The sequence below is a fragment of the Achromobacter sp. NCFB-sbj8-Ac1-l genome, assembly GCF_052695805.1.
In genome coordinates this window covers 92,221-110,633 of record NZ_CP199812.1, presented here as the reverse complement: position 1 = coordinate 110,633, position 18,413 = coordinate 92,221, and the positions used below count along the sequence as shown (strand labels likewise).

The 18,413-nt window shown below is 64.3% G+C and carries 21 protein-coding genes; 8 read left to right on the top strand and 13 right to left on the bottom strand.

All coding sequences use genetic code 11. The features are described 5' to 3' along the window. The first annotated feature begins 13 nt into the window (after positions 1–13). Together ACUDP5_RS00530 and ACUDP5_RS00525 are read left to right on the top strand one after the other, a co-directional pair. Positions 14–2,059 carry an ATP-binding protein gene (locus ACUDP5_RS00530; protein ID WP_445657929.1) on the top strand — a complete coding sequence of 682 codons (2,046 nt, stop codon included), beginning with the start codon at positions 14–16 and terminating at the stop codon, positions 2,057–2,059. Between the two features lie 128 nt (positions 2,060–2,187). Further along, positions 2,188–3,420, top strand: coding sequence for an MFS transporter (locus tag ACUDP5_RS00525; RefSeq protein WP_025140013.1), 1,233 nt, complete (start codon positions 2,188–2,190; stop codon positions 3,418–3,420). 34 nt (positions 3,421–3,454) lie between these two features. On the opposite strand, the gene ACUDP5_RS00520 is transcribed toward ACUDP5_RS00525, so the two are convergent. Beyond that, positions 3,455–3,988, bottom strand: coding sequence for an AAA family ATPase (locus ACUDP5_RS00520; protein ID WP_445657928.1), 534 nt, complete (start codon positions 3,986–3,988; stop codon positions 3,455–3,457). Positions 3,989–4,170: 182 nt separating this feature from the next. Between ACUDP5_RS00520 and ACUDP5_RS00515 the strand changes: the two genes are divergently transcribed. After that, a complete protein-coding gene (locus ACUDP5_RS00515; RefSeq protein ID WP_445657927.1) occupies positions 4,171–5,001 on the top strand; it encodes an SDR family oxidoreductase in 831 nt (276 codons plus the stop codon). A 49-nt stretch (positions 5,002–5,050) separates the two neighbouring features. Here the strand turns inward: ACUDP5_RS00515 and ACUDP5_RS00510 are convergent, their stop codons facing one another. After that, positions 5,051–5,809, bottom strand: coding sequence for a sulfite exporter TauE/SafE family protein (locus ACUDP5_RS00510; RefSeq protein WP_445657926.1), 759 nt, complete (start codon positions 5,807–5,809; stop codon positions 5,051–5,053). 113 nt (positions 5,810–5,922) lie between these two features. Here ACUDP5_RS00510 and ACUDP5_RS00505 point away from each other — a divergent pair, with 113 nt between their 5' ends. After that, positions 5,923–7,254, top strand: a complete 1,332-nt coding sequence (locus ACUDP5_RS00505) for an aminotransferase-like domain-containing protein (protein WP_445657925.1) — start codon at positions 5,923–5,925, stop codon at positions 7,252–7,254. Positions 7,255–7,273: 19 nt separating this feature from the next. On the opposite strand, the gene ACUDP5_RS00500 is transcribed toward ACUDP5_RS00505, so the two are convergent. Further along, complete coding sequence (locus ACUDP5_RS00500) at positions 7,274–7,552, bottom strand: BrnA antitoxin family protein (RefSeq protein WP_025140019.1); 279 nt, start codon at positions 7,550–7,552, stop codon at positions 7,274–7,276. Beyond that, positions 7,533–7,856 (bottom strand): transcriptional regulator, encoded by a 324-nt coding sequence (locus tag ACUDP5_RS00495; protein ID WP_445657924.1) that lies wholly within the window; start codon positions 7,854–7,856, stop codon positions 7,533–7,535. The genes ACUDP5_RS00500 and ACUDP5_RS00495 overlap by 20 nt, the downstream gene beginning before the upstream one ends. A 388-nt stretch (positions 7,857–8,244) precedes the next feature. Between ACUDP5_RS00495 and ACUDP5_RS00490 the strand changes: the two genes are divergently transcribed. The 3 genes from ACUDP5_RS00490 (at position 8,245) to ACUDP5_RS00480 (ending at position 10,842) form a co-directional block, all read left to right on the top strand. Next, positions 8,245–8,829 carry an isochorismatase family cysteine hydrolase gene (locus ACUDP5_RS00490; protein ID WP_445657923.1) on the top strand — a complete coding sequence of 195 codons (585 nt, stop codon included), beginning with the start codon at positions 8,245–8,247 and terminating at the stop codon, positions 8,827–8,829. Positions 8,830–9,087: 258 nt separating this feature from the next. After that, the gene (locus ACUDP5_RS00485) at positions 9,088–9,978 is read left to right on the top strand and encodes a hypothetical protein (protein ID WP_445657922.1); all 891 of its coding nucleotides are present in this window, start codon (positions 9,088–9,090) and stop codon (positions 9,976–9,978) included. A gap of 159 nt (positions 9,979–10,137) precedes the next feature. Beyond that, positions 10,138–10,842 carry a hypothetical protein gene (locus ACUDP5_RS00480; protein WP_445657921.1) on the top strand — a complete coding sequence of 235 codons (705 nt, stop codon included), beginning with the start codon at positions 10,138–10,140 and terminating at the stop codon, positions 10,840–10,842. 2 nt (positions 10,843–10,844) lie between these two features. Here ACUDP5_RS00480 and ACUDP5_RS00475 read toward each other — a convergent pair whose 3' ends face one another. Genes ACUDP5_RS00475 through ACUDP5_RS00465 form a run of 3 tightly spaced genes read right to left on the bottom strand, consistent with a single transcriptional unit; the run spans position 10,845 to position 12,255 of the window. Beyond that, positions 10,845–11,459, bottom strand: a complete 615-nt coding sequence (locus tag ACUDP5_RS00475) for an ABC transporter ATP-binding protein (RefSeq protein ID WP_445657920.1) — start codon at positions 11,457–11,459, stop codon at positions 10,845–10,847. A 52-nt stretch (positions 11,460–11,511) separates the two neighbouring features. Continuing rightward, positions 11,512–11,940, bottom strand: coding sequence for a CopD family protein (locus tag ACUDP5_RS00470; protein ID WP_263912739.1), 429 nt, complete (start codon positions 11,938–11,940; stop codon positions 11,512–11,514). 3 nt (positions 11,941–11,943) lie between these two features. Then, a complete protein-coding gene (locus tag ACUDP5_RS00465; RefSeq protein ID WP_025140030.1) occupies positions 11,944–12,255 on the bottom strand; it encodes a DUF3817 domain-containing protein in 312 nt (103 codons plus the stop codon). A gap of 296 nt (positions 12,256–12,551) precedes the next feature. On the opposite strand from ACUDP5_RS00465, the gene ACUDP5_RS00460 reads away from it, so the two are divergent. Then, on the top strand, positions 12,552–13,508 hold the full coding sequence (locus ACUDP5_RS00460; protein ID WP_445657919.1) for a GlxA family transcriptional regulator: 957 nt from the start codon (positions 12,552–12,554) through the stop codon (positions 13,506–13,508). 90 nt (positions 13,509–13,598) lie between these two features. On the opposite strand, the gene ACUDP5_RS00455 is transcribed toward ACUDP5_RS00460, so the two are convergent. The 6 genes from ACUDP5_RS00455 to ACUDP5_RS00430 form a co-directional block, all read right to left on the bottom strand. Further along, complete coding sequence (locus ACUDP5_RS00455) at positions 13,599–13,931, bottom strand: hypothetical protein (protein WP_445657918.1); 333 nt, start codon at positions 13,929–13,931, stop codon at positions 13,599–13,601. Positions 13,932–14,341: 410 nt separating this feature from the next. After that, on the bottom strand, positions 14,342–15,046 hold the full coding sequence (locus ACUDP5_RS00450; RefSeq protein ID WP_445657917.1) for an HNH endonuclease: 705 nt from the start codon (positions 15,044–15,046) through the stop codon (positions 14,342–14,344). Between the two features lie 390 nt (positions 15,047–15,436). Beyond that, a complete protein-coding gene (locus ACUDP5_RS00445; RefSeq protein WP_445657916.1) occupies positions 15,437–15,985 on the bottom strand; it encodes a 3'-5' exonuclease in 549 nt (182 codons plus the stop codon). 35 nt (positions 15,986–16,020) lie between these two features. Next, positions 16,021–16,911: an AAA family ATPase gene (locus ACUDP5_RS00440; protein WP_445657915.1), complete on the bottom strand. Its 891-nt coding sequence runs from the start codon at positions 16,909–16,911 to the stop codon at positions 16,021–16,023. Continuing rightward, positions 16,908–17,405 (bottom strand): HORMA-1 domain-containing protein, encoded by a 498-nt coding sequence (locus ACUDP5_RS00435; RefSeq protein ID WP_445657914.1) that lies wholly within the window; start codon positions 17,403–17,405, stop codon positions 16,908–16,910. Before ACUDP5_RS00435 ends, ACUDP5_RS00440 begins: the two co-directional genes overlap by 4 nt. Next, the gene (locus ACUDP5_RS00430) at positions 17,402–18,355 is read right to left on the bottom strand and encodes a CBASS oligonucleotide cyclase (protein ID WP_445657913.1); all 954 of its coding nucleotides are present in this window, start codon (positions 18,353–18,355) and stop codon (positions 17,402–17,404) included. Before ACUDP5_RS00430 ends, ACUDP5_RS00435 begins: the two co-directional genes overlap by 4 nt. Positions 18,356–18,413 lie beyond the last annotated feature (58 nt).

The following is an 18,413-nucleotide window of genomic DNA, read 5'->3' as shown; positions in this document are numbered from 1 at the left end:
CAGGATCACATTCATGTTCGACACTTTGCTGATTGCCAACCGCGGTGAGATCGCCTGCCGCGTCGCCGCCACCGCCCGCCGCCTGGGCATCCGCACGGTTGCCGTGTATTCCGACGCGGACGCCAACGCCCGCCACGTGGCCGCCTGCGACATCGCCGTGCACATCGGCGGCCCGGAACCGCGCGCCAGCTACCTGCGCGCCGACGCCATCCTGCAGGCCGCGCGCGACACCGGCGCCGGCGCCATCCACCCCGGCTACGGCTTCCTGTCCGAAAACGAAGCCTTTGCCGAAGCCGCCGAAAAAGCCGGCATCGCCTTCGTCGGCCCGCCGGCATCGGCCATCGCCGCCATGGGCAGCAAGTCTGCCGCCAAGACCTTGATGGACAAGGCCGGCGTGCCGCTGGTGCCCGGCTACCACGGCGACAACCAGGACCCGCAGTTTCTCAAAGCGCAGGCCGACGGCATCGGCTACCCCGTGCTCATCAAGGCCAGCGCGGGCGGCGGCGGCAAGGGCATGCGCGTGGTCGAATCGTCGGCCGCATTCCTGGACGCCCTGGCGTCCTGCCAGCGCGAAGCCGCGTCCAGCTTCGGCGACGACCGCGTGCTGATCGAACGCTACCTGCAAAAGCCGCGCCACATCGAAATCCAGGTATTCGCCGATACCCATGGCAACTGCGTCTACCTGTTCGAGCGCGACTGCTCGGTGCAGCGCCGCCACCAGAAGGTCATCGAAGAAGCCCCCGCGCCCGGCATGACCGAAGAGCGCCGCCGCGCCATGGGCGAAGCCGCCGTCGCCGCGGCCCGCGCCGTAGGCTACGTGGGCGCCGGCACGGTGGAATTCATCGCCGAGCCCGACGGCCGTTTCTACTTCATGGAAATGAACACCCGCCTGCAGGTCGAACACCCGGTGACCGAAATGATCACCGGCCACGATCTGGTCGAATGGCAGCTGCGCGTGGCCGCGGGCCAGCCGCTGCCGGCACGCCAGGAAGACCTGCGCATCCAGGGCCACGCCATCGAGGCCCGCATCTACGCCGAGAACCCCGACAAGGGCTTCCTGCCGTCGATCGGCACGCTGGCCTACCTGGGCCTGCCGGCCCACACGGCGTTTGCCAACGGCGATATCCGCGTCGATGGCGGGGTGCGCACCGGCGACACCATCACGCCGTTCTACGACCCCATGATCGCCAAGCTGATCGTGCGCGGCGCCGACCGCGACCAGGCCCGCGCCCGCATGCTGCAAGCGCTGGCGCAGACCCAGGCGGTGGGCGTGCAGACCAACGTCGCCTTCCTGTCGCGCCTGATGCGCGACAGCGCCTTCGCCGCGGCCGATCTGGACACCGGCCTGATCGAACGCCAGCGCGCCACGCTGCTGCCCGATCCCGCGCCCGCCGCCCCCTTGGCGCTGGCCTTGGCGAGCGCCGCGGTGCTGGTGCGCCAAGGCCTGGCACAGCCCAATCCCCCGGCCACGGCGCCGCGCCCCGCCGACCCCTGGGACGCCCGCGACGGCTGGCGCCTGGGCAACCGCTACCAGCGCACGCTGCAATGGATCGACAACGGCGAGACCCGCCACGTCGTGGTCACGCGCCGGGGCGGCGACTGGACCCTGGACAGCGGCGCCGGTGAACAACCGTTCACCTGGCGCGTGCAGGCCGACAACGCAGCCGGCACGCCCGGTTTCGTCCATGACCTGCGCATCACCCTGGGCGGCCTGGAAAGCCCCGGCACGGTGGTGCTGCACGCCGACAAGGCCCACGTCTTCGGTACCGGGGACGCCGGCGGCGCCCACGTGCTGGACCTGTACGACCCGCTGGCGCACGCCCAGGACACCCAGGGCGAGCATGGCGGCGGCCTGACCGCCCCCATGCCGGGCAAGATCATCTCCATCGCCGTCAAGGCCGGCGACAGCGTCACCAAGGGCCAGCCCCTGCTGGTGATGGAGGCCATGAAAATGGAGCACACCATCTCGGCGCCCGCTGACGGCAAGGTCGAAGAACTGTTCTATGCCGTGGGCGACCAGGTGACCGAGGGCGCGGAGCTGGTCTCCATCGGCGCCTGAAGGGTCCGGGGCCCTTCCGAGCCCCTACAAGACCCTGCGGCCGGCTGGCGCTTTAGTTTCGCGTCAGCGGGCTGTTTATAGAATGGCGGATTCCGGCGCCGCCCGCGCCTGCCGCGCGTTCTTCCCCGATGCCTGCCCCAGACTCCCCCAGTCCGCTGTACCGTCCCGCATTCCTGCATTTCCTGTCCGCGCGCATCGGCGCGTCGCTGGCCTTCCAGATCGTCTCGGTGGCGGTGGGCTGGCAGATCTACGCCCTGTCCGGCAGCGCGCTCGACCTGGGCCTGATCGGCCTGGCGCAGTTCCTGCCCATGGCGGCCCTGACCCTGGTGGTGGGGCACGTGGCCGACCGCTACGACCGCCGCAAGATCGTCGCCATCTGCATGGCCATCGAAACCCTGGCCACCCTGCTGCTGGCCATTGCCGCCCTGCATGGCTTTGGCGGCAAGCCGCTGATCTACGCCACGCTCATCATCATGAGCTCGGCCCGCGCCTTCGAATCGCCCACCCTGTCCACCCTGATCCCCGCCGTGGTGCCCCGCGAATGGCTGCCGCGCGCCACCGCGCTGTCCTCGTCCGCCGGCCAGATCGCGCAGATCGCCGGCCCGGCGCTGGGCGGTATCGGCTACGGCCTGGGCGCCGGCTGGATCTACTGCGTCGCCGCGGCGCTGTACCTGTGCGGCTTCGCTTCTATCGCCAGCATGTCGATCGACCGTGCCCCCCCGCGCAAGGAACCCACCACCTGGCGCACCCTGTTCGCCGGCATCACCTTCATCTTCCAGCGGCGCCTGCTGCTGGGCACGCTGTCGCTCGACCTGTTCGCCGTGCTGCTGGGCGGCGCCACGGCCTTGCTGCCCATCTTTGCCAAGGACATCCTGGATGCCGGCCCCTGGGCGCTGGGCGCGCTGCGCGGCGCCCCCGCCTGCGGCGCCATGCTGATGTCGCTGACCCTGGCCCGCCTGAGCCTGGGCGAACACGTCGGCCGCCTGCTGTTCGGTGCGCTGATGCTGTTCGGGCTGGCCACCACCGTGTTCGGCCTGTCCACGTCCATTCCGCTGTCCATCGGCGCGCTGGTCGTGCTGGGCGCGGCCGACGCCATCAGCGTGGTCGTGCGCTCGTCGCTGGTACAGCTGAACACCCCCGACCACATGCTGGGCCGCGTCAGCGCCGTGAACACGCTGTTCATCGGCGCGTCGAACCAGCTGGGGGAATTTGAATCCGGCGTCATGGCCGCGCTGTTCGGCGCAGTGCCCGCGGTGGTGATCGGCGGGGTCGGCACGATGGCGGTGGCGGGGCTGTGGATGCGGCTGTTTCCCGAGCTGAGAAAGCTCAAGAGCCTGCATGGGGATTCGGCGCCGGTCTAGCGCGGCCCATCCGTTGCGACTTTCCGAATGCTGGCTACGCCAGCCGGAAATGGCCGCCCTGTGCCGCCCGACAGATCGCCTGGCTCGTCTGCGCGGCATCCAGGCCCGCCACCGGCAACACGTGCTTTTCCAGCTCGCCCAACTGCGCAAACTGCTGATGCAGGGCCGTAATGGGCCCGGGGTCGGACAACTCATCACCCCCGCGGTCGCGGCAACGCCGGATCGCCTCGTCCAGCGTAGGACGCAGCACGACGTAATGCACCGCGCACCGCAAACGACGAAACGCATCAAGAAACCACGGCCCGACGATGCCATCGACCAACACGAAGTAGCCGCCCTGTGCGTAGCGCGCCGCGGCTCCCGCCAGCACGTCGATCACGACCGCGTTCTGGTCATGCGCATCCACCTGCCACGGAGGAATCGCGCCGGCCTTGATGACACGCCAGAAATCATCCGCATGCAGATGCACCTTGGGGCACCCCGGCAACTGCGCAATGCGGCATGCAGCCGTTGTCTTGCCCGAGCCGGGCGGGCCTGTAAGGACAAGGATCTCTTCGGGGTTGAACATGGTGCGCTCCGGCGTGGATCGTTCGGCCCATTGCCCCCGCTAACCCGCTGCCGGATCGAAGGCGCCGCATCGAACGCATTATTCTATGCCCGAGCATCCGATCCCTGGATTGCGCGGCGCGGCTGCGGGCGGCCCGTTGCGGCGCCTCGCCATTGCTTCATCATCACCTGGAGGTTCTTGCCATGACCGCTTCTTCCCAAGCCCCGTTGATCCTGATCACAGGCGGCAGCCGCGGCGTGGGCGCCGCTACCGCTCGCCTGGCCGCCGAGCAGGGCTACGACGTCGCCATCAGCTTTGTCTCGAACGAGTCTGCCGCGTATGACGTCGCCGCACACGTCCAAGCCCATGGCCGCCGCGCGCTGGCCGTACGCGCCGACAGCGCCGATCCCGCACAGGTCACGCAGCTGTTCGCCGCCATCGACCGCGAATTCGGCCGCATCGACGTGCTGGTCAACAACGCCGGCATCATCGCGCAGCAATCGCGGCTGGAAGACCTGGGCTACGAACGCATGCAACGCATCTTCGCCGTCAACGCCATCGGCCCCATCCTGTGCGCCCAGCAGGCCATCAAGCGCATGTCCCAGCGCCACGGCGGCCGCGGCGGCGCCATCGTCAACGTGTCATCGGGCGCGGCGCGGCTGGGCAGCCCCAACGAATACGTCGACTACGCCGCATCCAAGGGCGCGCTGGAAACATTCACCATCGGCCTGGCCAAGGAAGTGGCGCGCGAAGGCATCCGCGTGAACTGCGTGCGACCTGGGCATATCTATACCGAGATGCACGCCAGCGGCGGCGAACCGGGCCGGGTGGACCGCGTCAAGGATTCGATCCCGATGGGGCGCGGCGGTCAGCCTGAGGAAGTGGCGCGCGCGATCCTGTGGCTGGCGGGCGCGGAAGCGTCGTTTGTGACGGGGACGTTTTTGGATGCGACGGGGGGAAGTGAGGCGAGCATTCGCGCAAATCAGCCCTCTTTCAGCTCAATTCAGCTCATTTCAGCTCAATATTTGAGCTGAAATGAGCTGAATTGAGCTGAATTGAAATACCTCGTCGCGAAACCGCTGTCTATTGAATGGCCCCCGCCACCCCATCCCACAACAGCTTCACCGCCGTCACCATCAGCAAGCCATAGCAAGCCCGCACCATCTGCGCCTGATTCAGCCGATGGTGCAGCCGCCACCCCGCCCATACCCCAAAAAACGCCGCCGGCAGGCAGATCGCCACCAGCCCCCAGAACCCCGCCGTCAGTTCCCCCACCGCCAGCCAAGGCCCCGCCTTGAGCAGGTTGCCGATGGTGAAGAACATGCTGGTCGTGCCGCCGTACATCTCCTTGGACAGGCCCAGCGGCAGCAGATACATGGCCAGCGGCGGCCCGCCCGAATGCGCCACCATCGTCGTGATGCCGGACGCGCTGCCGGCCAGCAACGCCTTGTTCTTCGAGCGTGGGCGTTGGCCCGCCACCGCGCCGCCACGCCACCACAGCCAGGCGAAGAGCAGGGTGGTGACGGCCATCAATATCTCGACCACGTGCCGGTTCACGTGGCGCAGCACGACATAGCCAGCCACCACCCCCACCAGCAGCCCTGGCACCAGATACGCCAGGTCGGGCCGCGACCACGTGCGTGGACGCCAATAGCGGAACGCGTAGAAATCGGTCGCCACGAAGATCGGCGCCAGCAGGCTGCCTGCCTTGATCGGGTCCATCACCAACGCCAGCAAGGGAATGCCGATGATGGCGAAGCCGCCACCGAACGCCCCCTTCATAAAGCCGATGACACCGACCGCGACGACGGATACCGCGATGACCTGAAAACTGAAATCCATGATTGAGAACCGCTGACGCTGAAGATCGGATACGCACCGCCCGGTGCGTTGTGCGACGCCATCCTAGGCCCGATAATCGACGCATCCAAATAATCGTCATGGATACGCTTTCCGTGCCTCTGTCCCGCTACAAAGAAGTGGTGGATCGCCTGGCGTCCGACATCCGCGCCGGCCGCCTTCGCCCCGGCACGCGCCTGCCCACGCACCGCGACCTGGCCGCCCGCGAAGGGCTGGCGCTGGCCACCGCCACGCGCGTCTACGCCGAACTGCAGGTGATGGGGCTGGTCAGCGGCGAGTCCGGCCGCGGCACCTTCGTCAAGGAAGCGCTGCCACGCGGCCACGGCATCGACCTGCGCGCCTGGAACGACGACACCACCGAACTCACCTTCAATTCCCCGACCCTGCCGGGCCAGTCCGGCCTGTACCGCACCGCGCTGCGTCGGCTGGCCGCCAAGGGCGATGCCGATGCGCTGCTGCGCTATCGGCCCCACGGCGGCAGCGATGCCGAACGGGCGGTCGTCGCAGCCCATATGGCGGCCCGAGGCGTACCGGCATCCGCGGACTCGGCTTTGCTCGTCAGCGGCGCACAGCATGGGTTGACCATCGCCGCCATGGCCTTGTTCGAACCGGGCGATGTGGTGGCCGTCGACGCGTTGACGTACCCCGGCTTCAAGCTGGCGGCGGAATTCTCGCGATTGGAACTGGCCCCAGTGCCGGCAACGCCAGACGGCATGGATCTGGATGCCCTGGCGGACCTGTGCCGTCGTCGGCGCGTGCGGGCGGTCTACACCATGCCCACCCTGCACAATCCGCTGGGCTGGGTCGCCAGCGACGCGTGGCGCGAGGCCTTGGCGGCGATCATTCGCCGGCACGCGCTGATCCTGATCGAAGACGGCGCCTATGCCTTTCTGGCGGAACACGCGCCGCCGCCGCTCGCGGCAAAGGTGCCAGAAGCCACCGTCTACGTATCCAGCCTGTCCAAGAGCGTGGCCACGGGCCTGCGCGTGGGCGCCATCAGCGCGCCGCCCGCCTGGGTGCCCAAGTTGGAACGCGCCATCCGCGCCACCACCTGGAACACGCCTGCCACCATGACGGCCATCGTCTGCGGCTGGATCGAAGACGGCACGGTCGCGCGGCTGGAAGCCGAGAAGCGGCGCGACGCCGCGCAGCGCCAACGCATCGCCGCCGACATCCTGGGCGGACTCGGCCCCGTCGGCCACCCCACGTCCTACTTCGTCTGGTTGCCGCTGGCGCAAGAAGTGCGTGCCGACGCCATCGCGATGGCCTTGATGCGAGAGCGGATCTCGGTCTCTACCGCGCATCCCTTCGCCGTCACGCACGTGCCGCACGCCATCCGCCTGGCGTTGGGGTCGGTGGGGCGGGATGACCTGCGACGGTCATTGACGGCTGTGGCACGCGTCATCGCAGACCAGACCGACCGGTAGCTCGATACGCGGTTGGCAATCAAATGGGCTGATGAGATTTCAGCCAGTCTTTCAACGCATTGTTGATGCGCGTCTGCCAGCCTTGCCCCGTCGCTTTGAACGCGGCAAGGACTTCCTCATCAAGACGAATGGTAGTGGCCGCTTTGCGGACAGCCGCGGTACTGCCTATCGGCCGACCGCGCCGCCGCACGATCTCCTCAGGCGTGTGCACACGCGCATACTGACCATTGACGGCTTGCTTGGCACTACGCAACAACGCGGCTTCCAATTCAGATATCTCATCGCGTTTCTTGGGCATCAAAGCACTCCTTGAGTTTGGCGAGTACGGAGGCAGAAATACTATCGGCGTTGGCTTTGGCGTACACGACCAGAAGCACCACCTCACCGCTCGCTAGTCGCAAGTAGTAGATCACACGGACACCACCGCGCTTTCCCATGCCAGCGCGCGACCATCGAACTTTTCTGCACCCCCCGGAGCCTGGCACGACATCACCGGCCTCTGGGTTAACCGCGATCCAATCTACAAAGGCTTCCCGTTCGGTATCGCTCCAAACCTTGGCCGCCCATGTGCTGAATTCATCGGTTTCGAGCACGGTCAGCATAATTTATTGTACTAACAATTTATTGATAGGGTTAAGACGCTCCCGCACCGTTGCGGCATGCGAGCCATTTACAGATCGATCATTCGCCGCCGAGCTCAGCGAGCGATCCAGAACGTCTTCAGCCAATCATTGTGCAAGCCATCTCCCCACAATTTGCCCTGACACTGTTGATATCAGACCAAGCAACACAACAAGCCACTGCCAAGTCATTTCCAAGCGTTGGTCGCAGACCAGACCGACCGGTAGCACCCGGGTAAAACCCGTAGGCGGCCTGCTGTGCCACCGCCCCGTTTCCCCCTTATGATCAATACCGCGCCGGCCCTGCCACCCGCGGCCGGCCGCCAGAACGTCATCCCCGTTCCCAGGACCTTCCTATCGGATACCCGCCATGTCCTCACGCGTTGAATCCGGCCACACCCTCGTGCCGGCAAAAACCGCCTTGCTGGTCATGCACTACCAGACCGACATCACCAACCTGTTCCCGTCGGTTGCCCCTACGTTGCTCGCCAACACGCGCCAGCTCTGTGACGCCGCACGGCGCGTCGGCATGCCCGTCTATTTCGCCAAGATCCACTTCAGCCCCGACTATCCCGAGGTCAGTCCGCTGAACAAGAACGGGCAGGGCATCAAGCAGATGGGTCTGTTCACCGACGACGAAATCTCGCCCGAACTCGGCCGGCAGATCAGCGAACCCGTCATCATCGCCCACCGCGCCAGCGTGTTCTTCGGCACCGACCTGGAACTGCGCCTGTCCGCCCAGGGGGTCGATACGCTCATCATGGTCGGCATCGCGTCCACCGGCGTCATGCTGTCGTCCATCGCCTACGCCAGCGACGCGGACTTCCAGCTCTACACCGTCAAGGACTGTTGCTACGACCCGGACCCGGTCGTGCACGAACATCTGTTTGCCACGGCCTTCGCCTCGCGCACCCACGTGCTGTCGCTGGATCACGCCCTGTCGCTGCTGGCCTGACAACACGGCGGCGCACGCGCCAGGCCACCGGCCCGGCGATCCGTGCGTCATGCCCAGCTATTGCAGTCCGACACAATTGGCAAACTGCTGTCCGACGCGGAATCAGGCGGCCCACTAACATGGCGCCGCATATTGCGCCGAGCCGCTGGCGGCATTGAAGATCCCGGCCGTCTCCCGCGGGGGCATCCGCCGGCCACCCATTGCCGGGGCAGGCAAGCACAAGGCGCTTTTAACGAGTCCGACAAGAAGATATCCAACATGTACACCCGTCTGAACGCTCGCTTTTCCACCCGCCGCCTGCGCATGGCCTTGGCCGGCCTGTGCGCCGCCACCCTGGCCACGGTATTCGCGCCCGCCGCCACCGCCGCCGAGCCCGCCGCCCCCAAGCTGGACGTCGCCCAGGCCGCCGCCGTGACGCCGCCCGATGCCCCCACCGTGCTGAACTTCCTCTACGAAGTCGACACCAAAGGCGCCGATTCCTATCAGATCCCCGATGGCAGCGTGGTCAACTACTGGTTCGGCCATACCTTTGACCTGGACGGCACCCGCTACTTCACCGGCTTTGTCTGGGACACCCGCGCGACCTACGGCAAGCCCATCGAAGAAGCCGGCCCCGACACCCGGGTCAACCTGGCCGAAGTCACCTTCACCATGACCGGCTCGTCGCCCGAACGCCCCTGGAAATTCCGCGGCCTGGAATTCACGATCGGCGAGTTTGGCGCCTACGAGCGCCCCGAAAACGTCGACACCCGCCGCAAGCCCCTTGAATACCGCACGCCCGCCGGCAAGCTGTTGCTGGCCGTGCCCACCGAAGGCTTCGAGAACGGCGTCAGCTTCGAAGGCTACGCCCTGTTCGTCTTCAACATCGGCCCGCGCGACGAGTCCAAGGAACACGTCTGGACCTACATCGGCAGCATCCTCACCGGCGACGACAACGCCGCAGCCTGCGACGGCGGCGACGTCATGCCTTGCGCCACCCGCAGCGGCAAACTGGCCTTTGCCGCGCAGGCCGGCAGCGACATGCCCCGCCTGACCGTCACGCCCAGCGGCACGATGATCACCGGCCCGGGCAAGACGCGTCAGCTTGGGGCTGCCGATACGGTCACGTATGTCTACGACGCGGCCACGAAGAAATACGCAGAGAAGTAAACCGCGAGGATCGCATCGCAAGCCTGCGGCGGGCCCCGCGGCTTGCGATGACCCCCGGTGCCATCAAGGACGGGGCATCGTCCGAGACGGCCTGCGATAGCCCAGGTCGCTTGCGAGGGCACACGCGACGGCACGAGCGAGCACATGGGCAAGCGAACGATGCAAAAAATCGAAGGCGCGACATTCCAGATGGCCCACGACAAGGGCCAATCCCGCTTTGAAGACCTGCATCTGCACGACTGCACATTCGACAACTGCAGCCTGTCGATGGTGAAGCTTCCCGCGCGCATGTCGCGCGTGCAGCACGTGCACCTGTCCGGCTGCCGCGCCGTCAATTCAATGATCATGCCCTGCGTGTTCGAAGACGTGGTGGTGCAGGACCTGTCCACCAACCCCATCCTGCTGGTGTGGGCTTCGTTCTTTCGGCGCGTGAAACTGGTCGGCAAGATCGGCAAGGTCAACCTCAACCTCACGCCCGAAGCCTTCTGCACAGACGCCCCGCGCCTGGCGCAGTTCGACGCCGCCCGCGCCGCGTTCTACGCCGACACCGACTGGGCCCTGGACATCAGCGACGCCAAGCTGCTGGGCCTGCGCTGCGAGGGCGTGCCCCTGCCCCTGATCAAGCGCGATCCGCAGACCCAGGTCATTCTCGACAAGCGCGGCCGCTATCCCGGCCACCAGGCCTTGGACAAGCGCTTTGGCCAGGCCTTTCCCATCGCCGCCAGCGTGCTCAGGGGATTCGACGCATCCGACCGCCCCGCCATGCTGATGGCCGCGTCGCTGGCCGCGCCCAAGAAGCGGCGCGACGAAGAGCTGGGCGCGATTGCCGAACTGCGAACGTTGGGGTTTCTGGAAGACGCCTGACGCTAGCGCAGCGCTGCCACGTCGACCGAGCGCGCGCCGCACGCCTGCACCAGTTCGGGATCATGGCTGGCGAACAACACCACGCGATCCTTGGCCCAGGTCTTGAACACATCGGCCAGCACATTGCGCGCCGCCGTATCCAACCCGTTGCTCGCGCCGTCGGCAATCACCACCGCCGGATGCCCCAGGTTTGCCGCCGTCAGATAGACCTTGCGGCGCGTGCCCGTCGACATCTGCTCAAAGCGCTTATCCAGGTGCGGTTCCAGGCCCAGGCGACGGGCCAGGTCGAGCGTGGCGCTGTCCAGCGGCACGCCTTTGTCGGCGGCCACCTGCTCAAGCAGGCCGCGGCCCGTCTGCATTGGCGCCGTCAGGCAGTTGTCCGGCACATAGGCCAGCCGGGCACGGGCTGCTTGCGACGCATGCGTCAGCGAATGGCCGTCGATCCAGACGTCGCCGGCATCCGGCGCGATCACGCCCGCGATGATGCCCAGCAGGCTGGACTTGCCCGTGCTGTCTTCTTCGCACAGCGCCACGCAGCCCGGCGGGAACGTGTGCGTCAGGCCCTGGAAGACGAGATAGTCGCCGTAGCGCTTGGTGAGGTTTTCGATGCGTAGCATGCGGGGGATTTTCGCAGGAATGGGCGCGGGCGGCCATCCGGGGCGGCCCGGATCAGAATGGTTTGAACACCACCAGCAGCACAATCACCACCGGCGCCGTCAGCACCACCGGCAACAGCCGTCCGCGTCCCACCTCGCCCGCATCCCCTGCCGCGTCCGCCAAACGCCGCAGCCGCCCCGCCTGCATGCCATGCACCGCCGCCAGGGCCAACACCAGCGCCAGCTTCACCGACAGCCACGCGCTGCCAAACCATCCCGCGCTGGTCGCCAGATACACGCCGCTGGCCAGCGCGCCCACCATCGCCGGCGTCGTCAGCATGCGCTCCCACTTGCGCAGCAAACGCAGCCGCGCCAGTTCCTGCGGCAACGCCGGCCCCGGCAGCTTGTCGGCCGCCGCCAGCACGAACGCCTGCACCACCATCCCCGACACCCAGAACAGCACCAACACCAGGTGCAGCGACTTGATCAGCAGATACGCCATCGCCTACCCCCGCACCGTGCGGCCCAGCGACCGCGCAATCACAAAGCCGCCAAACGGCACCACCGTCGCCACCAACGTCCACACCAGCCGCTTGCGCGGCCACCCCTGCGCCGCCGCCACATTGCATGCCAGCGCGAGGTAGACCATGAACGCCACGCCGTGCACCGGCCCCACCCACGACACCACATTCGGCACGCCTGCCAGATGCTTGAGCGGCACCGCGATGCCCAGCAGCACCAGCAGCGTCACGCCTTCCAGCATGGCCGCCCACTTGAACAGGGCAGGGGTTGAGGGGTCAGCGTCTTTCAGGGGCATGGCGGTTGTGGCTTGTGATGGGACCAGCCGCATTGTCGGGGGTGACGGCATTGACGGCCATTGGCCAAAATGCCAATCTTCGAAAGAAATCGGCCAAGTGGGTTTTATTGTTGGATCCGTCGGCCTCTGTCGTCCAAAGTGGGTCTGGCGTCCTTATCCGGCGGCTATTGCCGCCCCAAGGGGGCCTGGCGCCCAGATTCGCCTGTCCCTGCCATCCCAAGCGATTCTGGCCCTCTGCTCTGCCGGCCCCTGCCGTCCCAATTGACCCTCCAGCGCACCCCCTCGGAACTTGATGCATGCCCAAGCCAGCTCCCCACCGCGTCGCCGTCCTCGCCTTTGACGGCCTGGTCGCGGGCGACCTCGCCATGCCTTGCGAGATCTTCCAGCTTGCCGAGACGCTGGACGGACGTTTGCCGTACCAGGTCGACGTCTGCGCCAGCCGGCCACGAGTCAAGACCCACGCCTACGACCTGCACGTTCGTGCGCGGCTGGACGTGGCGCGTGCGGCGGATACCGTTGTCATTCCGGGGTTGGCAGATCCCAGGAAAGACGTGCCGAAAGACATCGTGGACGTCGTTCGACAGGCCCATTCAGCGGGCGCGCGGATTGCCTCCATCTGCACGGGCGCGTTCGTCCTGGCCGCCAGCGGCATCCTCGACGGCCTGAAGGCCACCACGCACTGGAAAGCCGCTGACCTGCTGGCACAGCGCTACCCGAAGATCCAGGTGAATCCCAACGTGCTGTTCGTCGACAACGGCCAGGTGCTCACGTCTGCAGGCGCTGCGGCCGGCATGGATCTGTGCCTGCACATGATCAAGCGCGATCACGGCGCGGCCGTCGCGGCCAATAGCGCGCGGTTGGCGGTGGTGCCGTTGGAACGCGCGGGCGGGCAGGCGCAGTTCATCGTCAGGCCGACGCCGACATCGCATACGGATCTGACGCAGTTGCTGCATTGGATAGAGGGCCGGCTGGGCGAGAACCTGACCGTGCGCGCGCTGGCCGACCAGGCCGCGGTCAGCGTCAGGACGTTGAATCGGCGGTTTCAGGAACTGCTGGGGGTGAGTCCGCTGCAGTGGGTGATCCAGGCCAGGGTGAATCGTGCGCGGGGGATGCTGGAGACGACGGACCTGCCAGTGGAACGGGTCGCGATGGAGGTGGGGTTTGGGTCAGCCGTGTCGCTGCGGGAGCATTTCTTGGGGATCGTGGGGACGAGCCCGATGATGTATCGACGGGCGTTTCGAAGGGTGGGGTGAGGGGTGGGTGAGGGGTGGGATGACGGATCGAGGATGACGGCTGGGGCTTGATGCGTGTTGCGCTGTCAGGCCCAAGCCGTCGCAGCAGACCTACTGCATCGACCTGGGTGCGTCGTGGGTAGGGCAGCCGAAACTTGCGTCATCCGCGCAGGCGCGTGCTGATTCCAGCAGGGCGTCGGTCAACGTGCCCACATGGGCGCACAAACCTTCCACGCCGCCCATCAATGCAGCGACGGTCCATGCATCCAGCGGCTGTGCGCCGGTGGCGTCAGGCTCAGAAGCGCTGTTGCCGACAAGGCGCGCAATGGTCTCGATCGCGAAGCGGGCGCGTTCGATGTTGTAGAGCGGGGCGAGAGGAACCAGGCCGTGTTCGGGGTCGGTATCGACCAGCCATGGATTTTGGGTGAGGGGGTGGGATTGCATGAACTTCCTCCGACGATGTGGGAAATTCCGCTACCCCACTTCCAAATGGGGTGGGCGGACACAGGACAAGGTTGGAAGACCGGATCGTCGGAACCGGCGTGCGCAAGCGCACCCCTGCCAAGGCCCGCCCATTGGACGTGCTAAGGCGTGCTGACTTGTGGGGTCAGCACCGACGACTTTACCGGCTTCCAAACCGGGCTACCGGTGGTGCGGTAGTGGGGGGAGTATACGGGGATGACGGATGCTTTATCTGAAAAACGGGGCAATTTGGCCACAGGTATTGCCAGCATAGGCATCAGGCGATGTCTGCTTCCGACTCAAAATGGACATCGATCCCAATGAGATAGCTCGCCAAAATGTGGCAACTGCAAGAGGGGGCTAATTGCTAACCTCCTCATTGCAGGTTGCAATTAACCTCTCTTGAATTCTTCTGTTCGATGGTGCGTCATGTATTTTTCATGTTCGGGTTTCAGTGCGATCTTCATCGAAAGCGTGATTCCAAGTCTAGAGGCCTCGGTCAGGAGAGGAGAAAGGCGGATCAACCCGTTCGTCTCGAACGTGATATACCCCCTGTCAAACGCCTTATCCAGGTTTGGCGAGAGTAGCAGCCCGTTCCATGGGTCCAATCGCTCACTGTTCGTTGATTTTTTCCACGGCTTGATGTGAGATGCGACGAGAAGCCTGGTGTCACTGATCCCCGTAACAGCACAGCCGGTCCAATGCAGCAGCACTCGGTCTCGGAACATGCCCTGCCCAATTCTGGATTTGATCAATGCCGTTTTCTCAGTCATCGTCGTGGTCAGATCGCTGATGATTTGCTCGAGGTCGGTTTGTACGTCGTCACTGGAATTGCTCGCTAGATATGCGGCGAACTGTGACAGCGTGGCGCTGTACATGTTATGGCCACGAACGTTTCTCTCTTTGAAAACAGGCAATTCCTGGATTTGTTGGGAGAGGATGGCAAAGGCTGGAGAACTGGTCGAGATAGATAGAGAATCTGAGATCAAACCGTTGTCTATCGCCCATTCGGACAGTGCGCCACGGAGTGCTCCGTCGTAGCTCCTCGCCGACGATTTCGACAGCCCTTTGTGAATCATCCAGTCGTAGAAATTCATGTTCTAAGTACCCAGTGCGATTCAACTATTCTTGCATCACGAAAACTGTAGTCCGACACTATATTTTTGGAGTCGTATCTGCCAAGCGAGGCAATTTGGCTGCACGCTGTGCTGGCATAGACATCAAGCGATGTCGGCTTTCTACCCGCTGCGGCCGCTCGTACTTCGGTCCCAATGCCCGGTTTGCGACGCTTGCTGTCGGTGGCCCGCCTCCACCGGACTCGTGGTGTTGGCCTGGAAGCCGACATTCGACCGTCAACGGCAGTAATGCATCAGAGGCTTGTACCCACCTGCAATAGAAGTCGTCCGGAAAGCGCACCCTGTTGACTCCGCGCGTGTTCGCTGATCAATGACACAGAGTTGTCGCTGCCTGTCACATGCGCCAGCGAACTAGGAGCGGGTTAGCTTGCGTGCTAGTCGGAACAGCTCTGCCTGGTAAAGCGCGTCATGCAAGGCGTCGTGGTCGCCCTGAAGTGTCGGGTTCAGCCTGCGTGCAATGGCGCTTGAGCGGGTGTCCTGCCACGAGCAGCCCGTCGCGCCCATGTACAGCGCCTTGATATCCACGGCCGTGAATCCGAACGGATTCGCGCCCGTGAACCGGTGGAAGTAATAATTGATGAACGACCAGTCGAAGGGAGCGTTGAGACCAACGAAGACCGGAAGCTCCCATTGGGTGCACTGCGAGTCGATCCAGGCTGCGAAGCTCTGCATCGCGTCACCTGGGGCGAGCCCATCCTTGGCAAGCTTTTCCAGCGACAAGCCAGTGACCTCGAGGGCCTCCTGAACGAAGTTGTCGTTGATGGGCTTGAACGAGCACGAGAACGTCCTGCCTGGATCGTCTACTAAGCACGCACCTAGCGTCAGCATGCTGAATTCGCCGGGGATGGGGCCGGCGGTCTCGATGTCAACTGAAATGAAGACTTCTTGCTTAGTCATCATGGACTCTCCGTTCGTGCTGAAATTGCTCAGCGCGGTCAATCAGCCAGCGCTGGTGATGGGGACGTCAACAATAGCGCCTGTTCAAGATGGGTGAACGTGAGCGCAGTGTCCGGGAAGGCAAGCGCTACAGCCGTAGGGTAAAGACGCGTCCGTATGTCAGAATAGGTCCAAGACGGTTTGGCACCCGATGCACCAGTCGACACCACCAACGATGCGATCTGCGCCAACTTGAAGCCCAGTTCCCCCAGGTCCATCTCGAAGAGCTCCTTGCGCTGACCGGCATCGGGCCGGCGGAAATGCTCAACAACCGCAGCACGGCGTTGGATAGCAGGATCGAGGACCGACATCCGATTGGTGCACAGGATCGTGAAAATGCGACCCTTGCTAGCCCGCAACTCATCGATCGCTTGAATTAGCGTGTTCACCGCCACCTTGTCTTCGTGGTGGCTCTGATCCTGGGCACGGGTCGCGGCCAGTGAATCGCCCTCATCGATGATCAAAATAGCCCGGCGGTCCTTGCCGATCGACTTCTTGATCTCGGCAAAAGCCTCCGAGATCAGGGTTCCCATTTCGCCGACGCTACCCTTGCCGCGGACTCGGTTGCTCAGCTTGAAGAGCATTGAATCCTCGGTCTTCGAGTCCTTGGCGATGCGATTGCCGATTGCCTCCGCCATGGCAGATTTACCAGTACCCACATCGCCATAGAATATGGCGAACGGGTACTGGTCGCGAAGCGTATCCACCAGAGCAAGGCGTTTACCATGGTGCCTCTTGCTCCAGGCCTCGACTTGATCGAGGTTGATGAGCAGCTGCAGCTGCTTGCTGACCCTCAGGTAGAGGCTCTCGAAGCCGAGCAGCCCCTTGGTCTTCGCCGTGATGTCGGCATCAGGAAGAACGACCTTGCTCTCAAAGACGGAAGTGCTCACGTGAAATCCTTTCGGCTGACGCCGAATCCATTGCTGCTGTAGTCCCGGGCGCTGTTCTCTTTAAGCGTCGAGTGGCTTGTGCTGACGTCGGTGGGCGACCAGCTGATCTTGAGCTTCTGCTTGGTCTCCTCTTTCAGCGCAGGCGTGTAGTCGCTCGTGTAGGTCAGGATGATCCGCAGGTGCGGTTGGCTCACCTCTGGCCATAGAACGCCGCCAGCTCGCGAGGGCGTTAGGTCGCTACTACCGATCTGGACGACGTACTGCACGGCCTTGATCTCAACGCCGCCGCTGAGCAGCGTCACGTCGACCATCTTCAGGAAACCGCGCTGCGCCAGGTACTCGACGTCGTGACCGTACTTCGCGGCCTCCGCCTCGGTCATGCTCTTCGAGCTCTCGGCGATCATTCTCAGGTCAGTCGTGAATTTGCGTACCACCGTCGTGACGTCTTCGTTCGTATAAGAGAACGTCTTGGTGCTGCTGCTGGCGCCGCTCATTCGTCGTTCTCCACCCTGAATCGAGGGCCAAAAACCTCTTTCCAGACGTCCAGGTCATCGTCAGCCGAGGCCGCATGGGCGGCTTCCCAGGACTCGTTCGCGGTGCTGACGATCTCGAGGCGCTCCGCCTCGGTGATTCTGGAAGCCACGTTGTTGCTATTATTGACCGGGTCAATGATCACCACAGGATCAGTGAACTTCTCTGCGGGCTTGTCGCGATTCTCAACGAAGTCGATGCGTTCCTTCAGCTCGAACTTGGCGATGTACAGCAGGAAGTCCCTGAAACGCTGCTCGATGCTGGCACCGGTGCCGTTCTTTTCCAATAGGTGCGCCATGATCAGCTCGATATGGAACGACTTCAAGCCGGGCGGCTTCATATGGTTCTTCCATCGCTTGGCCAGCCGGATCAGAGTTCTAAAGTGCGTGTCGGCGTTCTTGCGCTTGGCCACGAACTGAATCGAGCAGGGCGCGCAGGTCAGGCTTTTGGAGCCGTCCTGGATATCGAATTGCCATCCGAAATCTGTGCGGGTGGCGTCCTGCAGCACGGGGACGATGTCCACTGCCAGGCCTGAGCCGACAAAGGTCACCGTTGCCGCTCTTCGCTGGATCTCGAAGTCCTCGACTTTCTTGGTTGGGTATATCTTGATAAGCAGCTGGTAGATCGTCTCGCTTAGCTCGGCAAACGTCTTGTGATCGACGTCCTTGCCAGTGATGTAGAACACGACGTCCACATCCACAGGATCGTCATTGGTCTTCCGCAGGATCGTGTACTTCGCGAACGAACCCGCCTTGACCACCTTGGTAATGGTCAGCTCGGAACGGTTCTCGACGTGTTTGCGCAGCTCCTTGATCAGGCGGTCGACCTGCTCGTGATACTCGGTGCGCTTCTGCTGCGTCAGGCGCAGTATATTGCTGTCGTACCAAAGAAGTTGGGTATTCGTTAAAGGCAAGATGGTCCTCCTACTAGTGCCGTTCGGCGCTTCTGACCGGGTTAAAGAACGGGGAGCG

Excerpts from the sequence above, each read along its gene's own strand:
- ACUDP5_RS00530 (WP_445657929.1), top strand. The coding sequence starts at position 14 with ATGTTCGACACTTTGCTGATTGCCAACCGCGGTGAGATCGCCTGCCGC.
- ACUDP5_RS00525 (WP_025140013.1), top strand. The coding sequence starts at position 2,188 with ATGCCTGCCCCAGACTCCCCCAGTCCGCTGTACCGTCCCGCATTCCTG.
- ACUDP5_RS00520 (WP_445657928.1), bottom strand. The coding sequence starts at position 3,988 with ATGTTCAACCCCGAAGAGATCCTTGTCCTTACAGGCCCGCCCGGCTCG.
- ACUDP5_RS00515 (WP_445657927.1), top strand. The coding sequence starts at position 4,171 with ATGACCGCTTCTTCCCAAGCCCCGTTGATCCTGATCACAGGCGGCAGC.
- ACUDP5_RS00510 (WP_445657926.1), bottom strand. The coding sequence starts at position 5,809 with ATGGATTTCAGTTTTCAGGTCATCGCGGTATCCGTCGTCGCGGTCGGT.
- ACUDP5_RS00500 (WP_025140019.1), bottom strand. The coding sequence starts at position 7,552 with ATGCCCAAGAAACGCGATGAGATATCTGAATTGGAAGCCGCGTTGTTG.
- ACUDP5_RS00495 (WP_445657924.1), bottom strand. The coding sequence starts at position 7,856 with ATGCTGACCGTGCTCGAAACCGATGAATTCAGCACATGGGCGGCCAAG.
- ACUDP5_RS00490 (WP_445657923.1), top strand. The coding sequence starts at position 8,245 with ATGTCCTCACGCGTTGAATCCGGCCACACCCTCGTGCCGGCAAAAACC.
- ACUDP5_RS00485 (WP_445657922.1), top strand. The coding sequence starts at position 9,088 with ATGTACACCCGTCTGAACGCTCGCTTTTCCACCCGCCGCCTGCGCATG.
- ACUDP5_RS00480 (WP_445657921.1), top strand. The coding sequence starts at position 10,138 with ATGCAAAAAATCGAAGGCGCGACATTCCAGATGGCCCACGACAAGGGC.
- ACUDP5_RS00475 (WP_445657920.1), bottom strand. The coding sequence starts at position 11,459 with ATGCTACGCATCGAAAACCTCACCAAGCGCTACGGCGACTATCTCGTC.
- ACUDP5_RS00470 (WP_263912739.1), bottom strand. The coding sequence starts at position 11,940 with ATGGCGTATCTGCTGATCAAGTCGCTGCACCTGGTGTTGGTGCTGTTC.
- ACUDP5_RS00465 (WP_025140030.1), bottom strand. The coding sequence starts at position 12,255 with ATGCCCCTGAAAGACGCTGACCCCTCAACCCCTGCCCTGTTCAAGTGG.
- ACUDP5_RS00460 (WP_445657919.1), top strand. The coding sequence starts at position 12,552 with ATGCCCAAGCCAGCTCCCCACCGCGTCGCCGTCCTCGCCTTTGACGGC.
- ACUDP5_RS00455 (WP_445657918.1), bottom strand. The coding sequence starts at position 13,931 with ATGCAATCCCACCCCCTCACCCAAAATCCATGGCTGGTCGATACCGAC.
- ACUDP5_RS00450 (WP_445657917.1), bottom strand. The coding sequence starts at position 15,046 with ATGAATTTCTACGACTGGATGATTCACAAAGGGCTGTCGAAATCGTCG.
- ACUDP5_RS00445 (WP_445657916.1), bottom strand. The coding sequence starts at position 15,985 with ATGATGACTAAGCAAGAAGTCTTCATTTCAGTTGACATCGAGACCGCC.
- ACUDP5_RS00435 (WP_445657914.1), bottom strand. The coding sequence starts at position 17,405 with ATGAGCGGCGCCAGCAGCAGCACCAAGACGTTCTCTTATACGAACGAA.